The following is a 12,131-nucleotide window of genomic DNA, read 5'->3' on the forward strand; positions in this document are numbered from 1 at the left end:
TTACGGCCAATGCAGCGCCGCCGTTGCCACCGGCGCGTCCCAGAGCGAGAGTTCCTCGTCGGTCAGCAAGGCGAGGGTGACGGACAGTCCCTGCATGTCGAGCGAGGTGACATAGGTTCCAACAAGCGAGCGCTCGATCGGCATGGATTTCTCCTCGATGAAACGGCGAGCACTGTTATAGGCGAGGTAGAGTTCGGCCGGCGGCGTGCCGCCGAGGCCGTTGACGAAGAGCAGGGCTCGGGTGCCCGGCGCGACCGTGATATCGTCGGCGATGGTCTCGCAGAGATGGCCGATGATGGCGTCGGCGGCGGCGAAGGACTGCCTGGCATGGCCGGGTTCGCCATGGATGCCGACGCCCATTTCCATTTCGCCGGATCCGAGCGAAAACGTGCTGCGTTCGGTCTGCGGCACCGTCACGCCGTTCAGCGCCACACCCATCGAGCGGATCCGCGAGTTCAGTCCCTCGCCAAGCTGCTTCAATGCGGCAAGCGACATGCCGCGTTCGGCCGCAGCACCCAGGATCTTTTCGACGATCAGCGTGCCGGCGACGCCACGCCGGCCGCGGCCCTCGCCTGTTCTCGACGTTTCGATATCGTCGCTGACGACGACCATATCGAGGCTGTGGCGGTCGCCGGCCATCTCGATCGCCATTTCGAAATTCATCAGGTCGCCGTCGTAATTCTTGACCACGAGCAGGCAGCCGGCGCCGGTATCCGTCTCTTCGATGGCGGCGATGATCTGGCTCGGCGTCGGCGAGGTGAAGATATGGCCAACGCAGGCGGCATCCAGCATGCCCTGGCCGACAAAGCCGATATGCATCGGTTCATGGCCGGCGCCGCCGCCTGAAATCAGCGCCACCTTGCCTGACGTGAGATGGCGGCGGCGAATACATTTGCGCTCAGCCCCGAACACCACGAAAGCATCATGGGCGCGCACGAAGCCTTCGACGCTTTCGGCGACCATGGTTTTCGCAGTGTTCATGAACTTCTTCATCAAGCCTCTCCCAAGGCTAAAGACATTACGTTACGTCAATCAGCTCACTCGTCATTCCGCACCCGATATCGCGACGATTTTCTGCACCAGATCCGAGATCGCCTCTTCCAGCAGGCGGTTTTTCCTGTCGTCACCGAAATCTGGCACCATCAGCGACAGGTGCCGCAATTTCTCGGAATGGCCGAGATCCGGCAGCTTGCCGGGATGGGCGGCCTGATAGGCTTCGAGAAAACGCTCCTGTTCGGCACCGCTGAAATGGCAGACGCGAACGATGGTCGCGAGATGGCGCGCCGGCAGCGGCGTCGCATAGGTCGGGCTGGTGATCTGGGTGACGAAGCTTCGATGTTTTCCAAGCGCCGTCGCCAGGCGCTGGCGTGTACCCGATGGCCTGTTGTCGATGATCTGCGCCAGAATGGACTTGTAGGCGATAATGGCGTCTTCGGTGTCTTCGCGCGCCATCCTATTCTCCGGCTGCCCTTGTGCCATCGGCATTGAGGCCGATGATCGCCGATCTTATCGCGGGACGCCGGGCCGGCGCCACGGAAAAATGCCGGAGGCCGGCGGCGAGCAGCCCGGGCAGATAGTGCGGATCGCCGGCCATGTCGCCGCAGATGCTGACGGGCTTGCCGGCGGCAAGCTTGACCGCCTGGGCAATCAGCCGGAGCACGGCGGGTGCCGCCTTGCCGGTATCGGCTTCGCTGCTGTCGCGGGTCGAGGCGGCGAGATATTGCGTGAGATCGTTGGTGCCGAACGAGAAGAATGCTGCCGAGCCGAAGGTGTCGAGCATCAATGCGGCTGCTGGCACCTCCACCATCATGCCGATCGGCGGCATCCGGTGGGGCAAGGCACGGCGGCCGAGTCTTTCGGCTTCTTCGCGAAATATGTCCCGCATCCTGTCGATTTCGTCGGGAAAAGTCACCATCGGCAGCATCACCGACAGCCTGCCGAAGACGGCGGTGCGCAGCAGGGCGCGGGCCTGCACGCGAGCGATTTCCGGCTGAGCGAGCAGCAGCCGGATGCCGCGCAGGCCCGAGGCGAGGGCCGGCAGGTCTTCGAGGCCGGCGAGCGGCTTGTCGCCGCCGATATCGAGCATTCTTATGATCACCGGCTTATCGCCCGCCCGCTCCAGCACCTGGCGATAGATCGCCAGCTGGCGTTCCTCATTGGCGGCATCGGCGACCGAGGCAACTGAAAATTCCGAGCGCATCAGGCCGACGCCTGCCGTTGCCGGATCGAGTGCATCGATCTCGGCGGGATCGTTGATGTTGATGGACAGCTGGATCGGCACACCGTCCGCAGAGCGCAGTTCGCCGCTTTCGGTCTGCGTGTCGGTAGCAGGTGCTTGTGCCGGTGTCGGGATCAGCATGCCGCCCGCCTGCAGGATGACCGCGCCGGCGTCGCCATCCACGCTGATTGGATCTCCATCTTCTGCCGAAAAACGACCCGTGCCGACCACCATCGGCACCGATTTCGCCCGGGCGAGCAAGGCGACATGGCCGGCGGCGCTGCCGGCAAACAGCGCAATGCCGCCGCCCTTCGACCAATCATGAGCGAGAAAGCGGCTCGGCTCCATGTCCTTGCCGACGAAGACCGAGCCAGCCGGGAAATCGGGGGTCGGTGTGCCGGCGAGCGCGCCGAGCACGCGGTTCTTGATGTCGAGAATGTCGACGGCGCGCGCCCGCATCTGCTCCTCGTCGGCCGCTTCGAGTTCGCCGATATAGGCGTCGAGCGTGGCGACCCAGGCGAAGACGACGTTCTCATCGGCTTGCATGCGCGCGCCGGTCGCTTCCGCAATCGTCGGATCACGCAGCACCTCGATCTGGAAATCGATGATATCGCGGCTTTCGGCGTCAGTGCCCTCGGCAAGGCGCTCGAGTTCGCCGATCGAGACATCGATCGCCTTTTCCAGTGCGCCGAATCCGCCGGCGATTTGAGGCGCGGGTGCGCCGTCCGGCCGCTCTGCGGAAGGAGCCTTTGGCTCCTCCGCGAGAAAGGCCGGGCCGGATGCGATGCCCGGGGATGCGCTCTTCGCTTTCAGTCTAAGCGGTTCGGCCATGTTTCTTTTCCTCATCGAAGTTGCGCTCGATGAGTTCCTTTAGGGCGCGGATCGCCTCTTCGGCGAGGATACCGTCGGCGCGGATCCGGAGGATCGAACCTTTGCGAATTCTCGCGCCCATGATCTTGATGATGCTCTTGCCGTTCAGCCAGACATCGCTGCCGTTGACGGCGACCTCGATCGAGCAGGGGAAGGACTTGGCAAGCCGCGTGAAGGTGACGGAGGGACGGGCATGCAGCCCGACGCCGTGCTTGACTTCCACTTCCGTCTGGCAGTTCAGGTGCAATGGCTCGGGCTCCTGCTTTTCACTACGCAATCCGCTCGTCATCAAGGGGACAGTTCCTCGGCTGTGGCGACGACCTTGGCGAGCGATGCGCCCCCCGACGCCTCGGCGGCGGCGATGACGGCGCCTTCGACCAAAGGCGCGTTGCAGATGGAGACGAGCGCCGCGCGGGGAAGCCCCAGCATTTCGATCGCCATCTCGCTGTTGGTCTCGGCGCCGCCGAGATCGACGAAGACGGCGACGCCGGCATCGGACCAGGCCGCCTCGATCGCCTTGAGGATGCCGCCGGCATCGGTGCCGAGCTCGCCGTGGACGTTGCCGCCCGACCAGGCGAGCGGCACGCAGTCGCCGACCATCTGCCGCACCATGTCGGCGATGCCCCTTGCCACCAGCGGCGAGTGGGAGACGATCACGATGCCTACGTTTGTGGTCTTTCCATTCATTGCTGACGGTGCTCCCCGAGATAGCGGCAGATCGCCGTGGTCAGCAGCGCGCAGCTCGACGCGCCGGGGTCGACATGGCCGATCGAACGGTCGCCGAGATAGGCGGCGCGCCCGCGCATCGCCTTCATCGCTGCCGTCCTGTCGGCGGAGCGCTCGGCTTTGCGGGCGATGTCACCGAGCGGGGACCGCTTCGCCAGCGCGGCATGCACGGGATAGAGCACGTCGAGCAGGGTCTTGTCGCCGGCATGCGCCCGCCCGCGTCTGGCGACGGCGTCGATCGCCTGTTTCAGCACCTGCGAAAAATCGGCCTTTTCCTCGCTTTTGCGAAGCTCGCGGCCGATCTCCATCAGCAGCGTGCCGTAGAGCGGCCCGGCCGCGCCGCCGACATTCATTACCAGCGTCAGTCCGATTTTTTCCACGGCTTCGGGAAAGGGCAGGCTGGACAGGCTTTCGCCTTCGGCGCTCACCGCCTCGCAGCCGCGCCGCATATTGGTTCCGTGATCGCCATCGCCGATGGCGCGATCGAGCGCGCAGAGGTGATCTGTATTATCAGCGATCGTCGCGCAGCACACCTCGATCAATCCCGCCACAAGCACCGGTTCCGCCTGCACTGCCATCCTCCCTGTCGCCGCGCCTCCCGCGGGCTTTCAAACGTCTCTTTGGTCAGGCGAGGCTTGCCGCCACGCCGAAGGCGCCGGCAACCGCGACGGCGCCGGGATCGGCGACGCCCGCCAGATCTCTTTCGCCGACATAGGAGGCGCGTCCGGCTCTCGCCTTCAACATCGTCTTTGTCGACTCCGCACCGGCTGCCGCTGCCCTTGCCGCCGCGGTGATATCGCCGGATTCGAGCGCCTGCAGCGCCGGCGACAGCGCATCGACCATCGTCCGGTCGCCGACTCCGGCTCCGCCATAGAACGTCATCCTGTCGAGCCCGGCAAGCAGGGCGGCTGATATATCGGCTTTATCGGCCATCGCCTTTGCCGCCGCGGTGAAGAAAATCGACAGCAGCACGCCGCTCGACCCGCCCATGCTGGTGCCGAGAATATCGCCGAGGCAGGCAAGCGTTGCCGCTGGTCGGTCGAGCGGCAGCATGTCCAAGCGGGCAAGCACACTGCGGGCGCCCGAGGCCACCGTCGAGCCGGTATCGCCGTCGCCGACGCGGCTGTCCAGCCGGTTGAGCTCGCTTTCCTGCGAGATCAGATGCTCGCAGAGCGCCGTGATCAAGCGCCGGTTGCGGGTGTTTTCCCCGGCCACGGCCGCGCCGTTCAAGCCGGCTGATGTTCTCGGTGCGGCGATGATCCGGATCTCATGGCGCTCGACGGCCGGCATCCAGGCATGCGGCTCGACCGCCGCCGTCAGCGCCGCCTCGCGCGCGGCATCCAGCCGGATCAGCGACAGCGAGAAACCGTTCATGTTGAGTGCGGTCATCATCGGCGCCGGGCCGATGATCAGTTGTATGCGAGCGGCGAGGCTGGAGGACAGTACTGCTTTGGCAATGACGGTCATTTCGAGCGGCGGCACGGCGCCGAGATTGTTGATGAGGAGGGCATGGCTTGCGCCTTCGCGCAGCGCAGGCGACAGGCGCGCCACCATGGTGGCGACGATATCGGCGACCGGCTGCAGGGTGATGCGCTCGACGCCGGGCTCGCCATGGATGCCGAGGCCGAGTTCACCTTCATCAGCACCGAGACGGTCCTCATGCGCCTGACCGGGCACGCTGCAGGTGGACAGCGACATGCCGAGCGAGACAATGTCGCCGGCGGCGGCGGCGGCATGGGCCGCGACCGTTTGCAGATCGTCGCCCCTTTCGGCGTGATAACCTGCGATCTTGTGGACGAACAGCGTGCCGGCGACGCCGCGCGGCTGGTTGATGCCGGGGATGGCGATATCATCGGCGACGATGACCATCTCGACGTCGAAGCCTTCGGCGCGCGCCTTTTCGGCGGCGAGGCCGAAATTCAGGCGGTCGCCGGTGTAGTTCTTGACGATCAGCAGGGCGCCCTTCGGGCCGGCCACGGCGCGGATCGCCGTCAGCACGGCATCGACGCTGGGCGAGGCGAAGATCTCGCCGGAGACGGCTGCCGTCAGCATGCCCTTGCCGACGAAGCCGGCATGGGAGGGCTCATGGCCGGCGCCGCCGCCGGAGATGATCGCCACCTTCGATTTGTCCCAGTCCGCACGCAGGATCACCTTGATATCGGGAAAGCTGTCGAGGCGGGCGAGACGACCGTTGCTGCTCGTCAGAAGCAGACCGTCCAAGGCTTCGGTGACGATGTTTTCCCTGCGGTTGAAGAAATGTTTCATCGATTGAGACCCGTCTGTTTGTTTTTCATGCCGTCGTCATGTCTGTTTGCCGGTCAGGAAAGGCGCTGTCCAGCGGCATCGAAATAAAGCGGATCGCGCAGCGTCAGGCTGATCCGGTCGCCCGGCGCGATCGCCAGATATGGATCGGCGAGTGTGACGAGCTTGTGATTGCCTGCTCTGATATGCAGATGGTTCTGGTCGCCGAGATGCTCGATCCAGTCGATCTCCGCATTGGCATCCTTGCCGACAATGATATCGAGATGTTCGGTGCGGGCGCCGACGGTCTGCGTGCCGGCCGGCGGACGGCCGCCCGGCAGCAGGTCGGCGGGCAGAAGGTTGATATGCGGCTGGCCGAGGCGGGCGGCAACATGCAGGTTGGCGGGATTGCCGTAGATCTCGCGCGGGGTTCCCACCTGCATCAGCCGTCCCTCGGCGACGATGCCGATCCGGTCGGCCATGGTCATGGCTTCCACCTGGTCATGGGTGACGTAGAGCAGCGTCGAGCCCAGTTCCTTCTGGATACGCTTCAGTTCCAGGCGCAGTTCGGCGCGCAGCTTGGCGTCGAGCGAGGACAGTGGCTCGTCCATCAGATAGATGGCCGGCCGGCGCACCAGCGCCCGGCCGATCGCGACACGCTGCATTTCGCCCCCGGAAAGCCTGGTCGAGCGGTTCTCGAGTTTATGGTCGATCCGGACCATGCGCGCGACCTCGCGCACGCGCCGATCGATCTCCTCGGCGCTCAGCTTGCGGACCGGCGCCTTCAGCGGGAAGGCGAGATTCTCGTAAACCGTCATATGCGGATAGAGCGAATATTGCTGGAAGACGAAGGCGACGTCGCGTTCGGCGGGGGCCTCAGTGGCGACATTGCGGCCGCCGATCTCGATGCGGCCGCTATCGGGTCTTTCCAAGCCGGCGATCAGCCGCAGCGTCGTGGTCTTGCCGGCACCCGTGGGACCGAGCAGCACGACGAACTCGCCGTCGCGGATCGAAAGATCGAGATCGGCCAGAGCCTGGGTATCACCGAAGCGCTTGGCGAGATTCCTGAGGACGACATCAGCCATGCCGGGTCTCCTGATAGAGTGAGGACGGCACCGCGCGGCCCGACCTGCAGTCGAAGAGTGCGAGTTTTGCCGGATTGAATTCCAGGCCGACCCTCTCGCCGATCCGGAAGCTGCGATTGGCTGGAACGCGGGCCCTGATCAGGCCGCCCGGGGTTTCCACGGCGACGACCTGGTTGGTGCCGAGATATTCGCTGCCATAGACGGCGCCGCGGAGCGCCGAGGCATCGCTGAAGCGGATATGCTCCGGCCGGACGCCGAGCGCCAGTTCGCTCTCGGCCATGTCCTGGTGGATTTCGGGAACGGCGACATCGATGCCGTCGAGCAGGATGGAGCGGTCGCCGCTTTTCAGGCCCGAGGTGAAACGCATGAAGTTCATCGGCGGCGAGCCGATGAAATCGGCGACGTACATGGTCGCAGGCTTGGCATAGATCTCCTGCGGCGTGCCGAACTGCTCGATGACGCCATGGTTCATGACGGCGATCTTGTCGGCCATGGCCATTGCTTCGTGCTGGTCATGGGTGACATAGACGGTGGTCGCGTGGATGCGATTGTGCAGTTCGCGCAGCTCATGAACCATGACCTCGCGGAATTCGGCATCGAGCGTGCCGAGCGGCTCGTCCATCAGGAAGCATTTCGGGCGCCGGACGATGGCGCGGCCGAGCGCCACGCGCTGGCGGTCGCCGCCGGCAAGGCCGGACACCGAGCGGTCGAGAATATGGTCGATCTGCAGCAGGCGCGCCGTCTCCTCGGCGCGGGCTCGGATTTCGGCCTTGGCCATGCCCTGCGACAGCAGCGGGAAGCCGATATTCTTACGCACGTTCATATGCGGGTAGAGCGCGAAGAGCTGGAAGACGAAGGCGATGTCGCGGGCGCTGGCGCGGTTGAAGGTGACGTCCTCGCCGTCGAGATAAATCTTGCCGCTCGACGGCAGCTCGAGGCCGGCGATCATGCGCAGCGTCGTCGTCTTGCCGCAGCCGGAAGGTCCGAGAAGCGCCAGGAACTCGCCGTCATGGACGGTGAAGCTCGAATCCTGAACGGCGACGAAACTGCCGAATTCCTTGCGGAGATTTTCGATCCGGATATCCGCCATGGTTCACTCCGGGAATTTCGAAACGATGATGAACATGACGGTGCCTATGAGCAGGGTCACCAGCGAATAGGTGTAGAGCACCAGCAGGAAGGGCTGGAACAGCATCAGGAAACCGAGCCCGATCAGCACGGTGGCGATGGTCTCCATCGGGCCACGACGCAGGAAGAACGGTCGCTTCGGACGGGCGGGAGTGCGTGTCTCGATCAGATGGCTCATTTGCGGACGGCTCCGAAGGTGATGCCGCGCAGCAACTGCTTGCGCAGAAGAATGGTGAAGACGAGGATGGGGATCAGGAAGATCGTCGTGCCGGCGGCGACCGCCGGCCAGTCCTGTCCGCCTTCGCCGATGATCGTCGGGATGAAGGGCGGCGCGGTCTGGGCCTCGCCCGAGGTCAGAAGGGCGGCGAAGGCATATTCGTTCCAGGCGAAGATCAGGCAGAAGATCGCCGTCGCGGCAATGCCGGTGGTCGCCTGCGGCAGCACGACCTTTCGGAAGGCCTGCAGCCTGGTATAGCCGTCGATCATCGCTGCTTCCTCGTATTCGCGCGGGATCTCGTCGATGAAGCCCTTGAGCAGCCAGACGGCAAGCGAGACGTTGACGGCGGTGTAGAGCAGGATCATGCCGAGCGCCGTGTCCGACAGGCCGAGCTCGCGGTACATCAGGTAGATCGGGATGGCGACGGCGATCGGCGGCATCATGCGTGTCGACAGGATGAAGAACAGCAGGTCGTCGGCGAGCGGCACCTTGAAGCGTGAGAAGCCATAGGCGGCAAGCGTGCCGAGGAAGACCGCCAGGAAAGTGGAGCCGAAGGCGATCACCAGCGAATTGACGAAGCGCGGCAGGAAGTTCGACGGGCCGGCGATCACCATGTTGCGCTTGCGCGTCACCTCATCGCAGGCTCCGACCGGCGCCGGCAGCGAGGCGATATAATCAGGCGTTTGCCGGGTGCGCGTCGTGAACAGGTTGCAATAGCCTTCGAGCGACGGCGTGAAGACGATCTTCGGGGGATAGCTGATCGAATCCGGCGGCGACTTGATGCTGGTCAGGAAGATCCAGACGAGTGGGATGAGGGTGATCAGCGCGTATAGGACGACGATGGTGCCGGCGATGCGCTTGCTGGAAAGGCTCGGTTCGACGACCGAATGGGCGGAGTTGGCGGCGCTCATCGTTGCTTCACCTTGTTCAATGCCTTGACGTAGATGTTGGCGAGGCCAAACACCGCGACGAAGAGGATGATGGCGAAGGCCGAGGCCCGGCCGGTCGCCCAGCTTTCGAAGGCCGCGCGTTTCAGCGTGATCGAAGCGACTTCGGTGACCGAGCCGGGCCCGCCGCCGGTGAGCAGCGTCACCATGTCGAACATCTTGAAATTCTCGATGCCGCGGAAGAGCACGGCGAGCATGATGAAGGGCAGGGCCATCGGCACGGTGATCGACCAGAACTGGCGCCAGGGCGAAGCGCGGTCGACCTCGGCCGCCTCATAGATATAATCGGGGATGGAGCGCAGGCCGGCGAGGCAGATCAGCATCACATAGGGCGTCCACATCCAGGTATCGACGATGATGATCGCCCAGGGCGCCAGAGTGACGTTGCCGAGCATCTGGATCTCCGATGTCGGAATGCCTGATATCAGCGACACGGCATAGGCAAAGAGGCCGATCTGCGGCTCGTAGAGAAAGCGCCAGAAATTGCCGACCACGGCAGGCGACAGCATCATCGGAATCAGGATGATCGTCGTCCAGAAGGCATGGCCGCGAAACTTGCGGTCGATCAGATAGGCCAGCGTGAAACCGATCACCGTCTGCAGCACGATCGTCCAGAAGACGAAATGCGCGGTGGTCTGCATCGCAAACCAGATGTCGGGATCGTTGAGGACGCGCTGGTAATTTCCAAGGCCGACGCCCTGGACCGGCGCATTCGGCCGGTTGGCGCGGTAATTGGTGAAGGAGAGATAGACCGCCCAAAGCAGCGGGAAGATGTTGATCGCCAGCAGCAAGGTGATGGCCGGTGCAATGAACAGCCAGGCGATCGCCCTGTCGGAGAGCCCGCGGACGCGCCGGGCGACCGAGACCGGCGTTGCCCTTGCTGTTGCGTCGGCTGCCTTCTCGACGATGGAGGAATGGGACATAGTCAAGTTTTCACCTGGTCTTATTGGGGTACGGGGTCTTTTGGCATATGGCAGATCTGGCGGCCCGGCTCGTCTGCCGATCCGGGCCGCCATCCTGGCGAGGATGACACGCAACAGTGATGCCACGCGCTAGATCTTGCCGTCGTCCTTGAAGACGTCGCCCCAATCCTTCACCAGACCGTCCAGCGCTTCCTTGGCGGTGCCGTTGCCGGCGACCACGTAGTTGTGGACGCGTTTCTGCATGGCCTGCAGCAGTGAGGCGTAGCTCGGCTCAGCCCAGAAGTCCTTGACGATCGCCATCGAGTCCAGGAAGGCTTGGGCATAGGGCTGGCTCTTGGCAAAGCTTGGCGCGTTGACGACGGAGTTCAGGCAGGAAAAGCCGCCGAGTTCCCACCATTTGGCCTGCACATCAGGCTGGGCGAACCACTTGATATACTGCAGGGCGGCGTCGCGCTTGTCGGAGTAGGAGACCACCGAGATGCCCTGGCCGCCGAGCTGGGCAAAATGCTCCTTTTCAGCTGGATTTGGGAAGAAGCCGATCCTGTCGCCGCCGACCTTTTCGTCCTTATAGAGGCCGGGCCAGGTGAAGGCGAAGTTCATCTGCATGGCGACCTGGCCGGATTTGAAGGCATCGGCGGATTCGACCATGTAGACGTTCGAGCTGCCGGGCGGGGTGCAGCAATCATAGAGGGACTTGTAGAATTCGAGGCCCTTGACCGCGTCGTCCGAGTTGACGAAGCCTTCCATGTCATAGGGTTTCTTCGGATTGTCGTACTGGAAGCCCCAGTCATAGAGGACGTTGGTCACGCCCATGGTAATGCCTTCGGAGCCGCGTTCGGTATAAATCGAGGCGCCATAGACGGTCTTGCCGTCGATTTCACGCTTCTGGAAGAATTCGGCGATCTGCTTCAGCTGATCGTAGGTCTTCGGCGCTGCGAGATCCCAACCGTATTTTGCCTTGAATTCCTTCTGCAGTTCCGGCTTCTCGAACCAGTCCTTGCGGTAGGTCCAACCGACGACGTCGCCCATGGCGGGCAGTGCCCAGTAGTTCGGGGTGTTCTTCGGCCATTCCGAGTAGCCGACGACCGTCGCCGGCACGAAGTCATCCATCTTGATGCCTTCCTTGTCGAAGAAGTCGTTGAGCTTGACGTAGTGGCCGTTCTCGGCCGATCCGCCGATCCACTGGCTGTCACCGATGATGAGATCGCAGAGCTTGCCATGGGAGTTCAGTTCGTTGAGGAAGCGGTCGGCATAACTCGTCCACGGAACGAATTCGAACTTCATCTGCGTGCCGGTTTTGGCGGTGAAATCCTTCGACAGCTCGACGAGCGCATTGGCGGGGTCCCAGGCGGCCCAGCACAGCGTCAGTTCATCGGCTTTGGCGAGATTGGGCAATGCCGACGACATGACGAATGCCGTGGCCAGCCCCAAAAGGGCTTTCGATGTTTTCTGCATAAGTTCCTCCCAGAACCAAGGGCCGGCTCCCCGCCGGCGTCGCATGTTCACCCGTTTCAGAAAATGCTCACATGAACTCCTCAATCATCATGTTTAGCAATATGTTTAGTGAAAACTATTTTTATAAACATTGCAAGCGGCAATCGTTGCTGCAGTGCACAGCTGTCGCGCCCACCCGACAGCGACTTTCTGGGCGCAATCTTTTCCGCGAAATCGGGAAATTTCTCCGCAAGCGTACCAAAGCAGCGACATCTGGCCTCGCTGCGACATCGATCGCCCGATATGGATTGTGCGCCGCTCCTGTTTTTCCCCGGAGCGGAT

The 12,131-nt window shown here is 63.4% G+C and carries 13 protein-coding genes; all 13 read right to left on the bottom strand.

The annotated features are described in order from the left end of the window. The 13 genes from FHX10_RS04675 to FHX10_RS04735 all read right to left on the bottom strand — a co-directional run bounded on the left by FHX10_RS04675 (position 1) and on the right by FHX10_RS04735 (position 11,810). Complete coding sequence (locus FHX10_RS04675; RefSeq protein ID WP_063475108.1) at positions 1–993, bottom strand: dihydroxyacetone kinase subunit DhaK; 993 nt, start codon at positions 991–993, stop codon at positions 1–3. 51 nt (positions 994–1,044) lie between these two features. Next, complete coding sequence (locus FHX10_RS04680; RefSeq protein ID WP_028757820.1) at positions 1,045–1,452, bottom strand: hypothetical protein; 408 nt, start codon at positions 1,450–1,452, stop codon at positions 1,045–1,047. Between the two features lies 1 nt (position 1,453). Then, positions 1,454–3,049 carry a putative PEP-binding protein gene (locus tag FHX10_RS04685; protein ID WP_063475107.1) on the bottom strand — a complete coding sequence of 532 codons (1,596 nt, stop codon included), beginning with the start codon at positions 3,047–3,049 and terminating at the stop codon, positions 1,454–1,456. After that, on the bottom strand, positions 3,033–3,377 hold the full coding sequence (locus FHX10_RS04690; RefSeq protein WP_028757822.1) for an HPr family phosphocarrier protein: 345 nt from the start codon (positions 3,375–3,377) through the stop codon (positions 3,033–3,035). The genes FHX10_RS04685 and FHX10_RS04690 overlap by 17 nt, the downstream gene beginning before the upstream one ends. Further along, positions 3,377–3,775 carry a dihydroxyacetone kinase phosphoryl donor subunit DhaM gene (dhaM, locus tag FHX10_RS04695; protein ID WP_047610384.1) on the bottom strand — a complete coding sequence of 133 codons (399 nt, stop codon included), beginning with the start codon at positions 3,773–3,775 and terminating at the stop codon, positions 3,377–3,379. Before dhaM ends, FHX10_RS04690 begins: the two co-directional genes overlap by 1 nt. Further along, positions 3,772–4,392 carry a dihydroxyacetone kinase subunit DhaL gene (gene dhaL, locus FHX10_RS04700; RefSeq protein ID WP_063475106.1) on the bottom strand — a complete coding sequence of 207 codons (621 nt, stop codon included), beginning with the start codon at positions 4,390–4,392 and terminating at the stop codon, positions 3,772–3,774. The genes dhaM and dhaL overlap by 4 nt, the downstream gene beginning before the upstream one ends. 46 nt (positions 4,393–4,438) lie before the next feature. Continuing rightward, on the bottom strand, positions 4,439–6,079 hold the full coding sequence (locus tag FHX10_RS04705) for a dihydroxyacetone kinase subunit DhaK (RefSeq protein ID WP_063475105.1): 1,641 nt from the start codon (positions 6,077–6,079) through the stop codon (positions 4,439–4,441). A 53-nt stretch (positions 6,080–6,132) separates the two neighbouring features. Continuing rightward, positions 6,133–7,140 (bottom strand): ABC transporter ATP-binding protein, encoded by a 1,008-nt coding sequence (locus FHX10_RS04710; RefSeq protein WP_063475104.1) that lies wholly within the window; start codon positions 7,138–7,140, stop codon positions 6,133–6,135. Beyond that, positions 7,133–8,230 (bottom strand): ABC transporter ATP-binding protein, encoded by a 1,098-nt coding sequence (locus FHX10_RS04715; RefSeq protein WP_063475103.1) that lies wholly within the window; start codon positions 8,228–8,230, stop codon positions 7,133–7,135. The genes FHX10_RS04710 and FHX10_RS04715 overlap by 8 nt, the downstream gene beginning before the upstream one ends. A gap of 3 nt (positions 8,231–8,233) precedes the next feature. Further along, positions 8,234–8,446, bottom strand: coding sequence for a hypothetical protein (locus FHX10_RS04720; protein ID WP_063475102.1), 213 nt, complete (start codon positions 8,444–8,446; stop codon positions 8,234–8,236). Further along, the gene (locus tag FHX10_RS04725) at positions 8,443–9,396 is read right to left on the bottom strand and encodes a carbohydrate ABC transporter permease (protein WP_028757828.1); all 954 of its coding nucleotides are present in this window, start codon (positions 9,394–9,396) and stop codon (positions 8,443–8,445) included. Before FHX10_RS04725 ends, FHX10_RS04720 begins: the two co-directional genes overlap by 4 nt. Next, positions 9,393–10,361 (bottom strand): carbohydrate ABC transporter permease, encoded by a 969-nt coding sequence (locus FHX10_RS04730; RefSeq protein ID WP_174824444.1) that lies wholly within the window; start codon positions 10,359–10,361, stop codon positions 9,393–9,395. Before FHX10_RS04730 ends, FHX10_RS04725 begins: the two co-directional genes overlap by 4 nt. A 123-nt stretch (positions 10,362–10,484) precedes the next feature. Beyond that, on the bottom strand, positions 10,485–11,810 hold the full coding sequence (locus tag FHX10_RS04735) for an ABC transporter substrate-binding protein (RefSeq protein WP_063475100.1): 1,326 nt from the start codon (positions 11,808–11,810) through the stop codon (positions 10,485–10,487). Positions 11,811–12,131: the final 321 nt, after the last annotated feature.

This window comes from Rhizobium sp. BK591 (genome assembly GCF_014195045.1).
GTDB classification, from domain to species: Bacteria; Pseudomonadota; Alphaproteobacteria; order Rhizobiales; family Rhizobiaceae; genus Rhizobium; species Rhizobium anhuiense.

Coding starts and splice junctions, on each gene's coding strand:
- FHX10_RS04675 (WP_063475108.1), bottom strand. CDS start 993: ATGAAGAAGTTCATGAACACTGCGAAAACCATGGTCGCCGAAAGCGTC.
- FHX10_RS04680 (WP_028757820.1), bottom strand. CDS start 1,452: ATGGCGCGCGAAGACACCGAAGACGCCATTATCGCCTACAAGTCCATT.
- FHX10_RS04685 (WP_063475107.1), bottom strand. CDS start 3,049: ATGGCCGAACCGCTTAGACTGAAAGCGAAGAGCGCATCCCCGGGCATC.
- FHX10_RS04690 (WP_028757822.1), bottom strand. CDS start 3,377: ATGACGAGCGGATTGCGTAGTGAAAAGCAGGAGCCCGAGCCATTGCAC.
- dhaM (WP_047610384.1), bottom strand. CDS start 3,775: ATGAATGGAAAGACCACAAACGTAGGCATCGTGATCGTCTCCCACTCG.
- dhaL (WP_063475106.1), bottom strand. CDS start 4,392: ATGGCAGTGCAGGCGGAACCGGTGCTTGTGGCGGGATTGATCGAGGTG.
- FHX10_RS04705 (WP_063475105.1), bottom strand. CDS start 6,079: ATGAAACATTTCTTCAACCGCAGGGAAAACATCGTCACCGAAGCCTTG.
- FHX10_RS04710 (WP_063475104.1), bottom strand. CDS start 7,140: ATGGCTGATGTCGTCCTCAGGAATCTCGCCAAGCGCTTCGGTGATACC.
- FHX10_RS04715 (WP_063475103.1), bottom strand. CDS start 8,230: ATGGCGGATATCCGGATCGAAAATCTCCGCAAGGAATTCGGCAGTTTC.
- FHX10_RS04720 (WP_063475102.1), bottom strand. CDS start 8,446: ATGAGCCATCTGATCGAGACACGCACTCCCGCCCGTCCGAAGCGACCG.
- FHX10_RS04725 (WP_028757828.1), bottom strand. CDS start 9,396: ATGAGCGCCGCCAACTCCGCCCATTCGGTCGTCGAACCGAGCCTTTCC.
- FHX10_RS04735 (WP_063475100.1), bottom strand. CDS start 11,810: ATGCAGAAAACATCGAAAGCCCTTTTGGGGCTGGCCACGGCATTCGTC.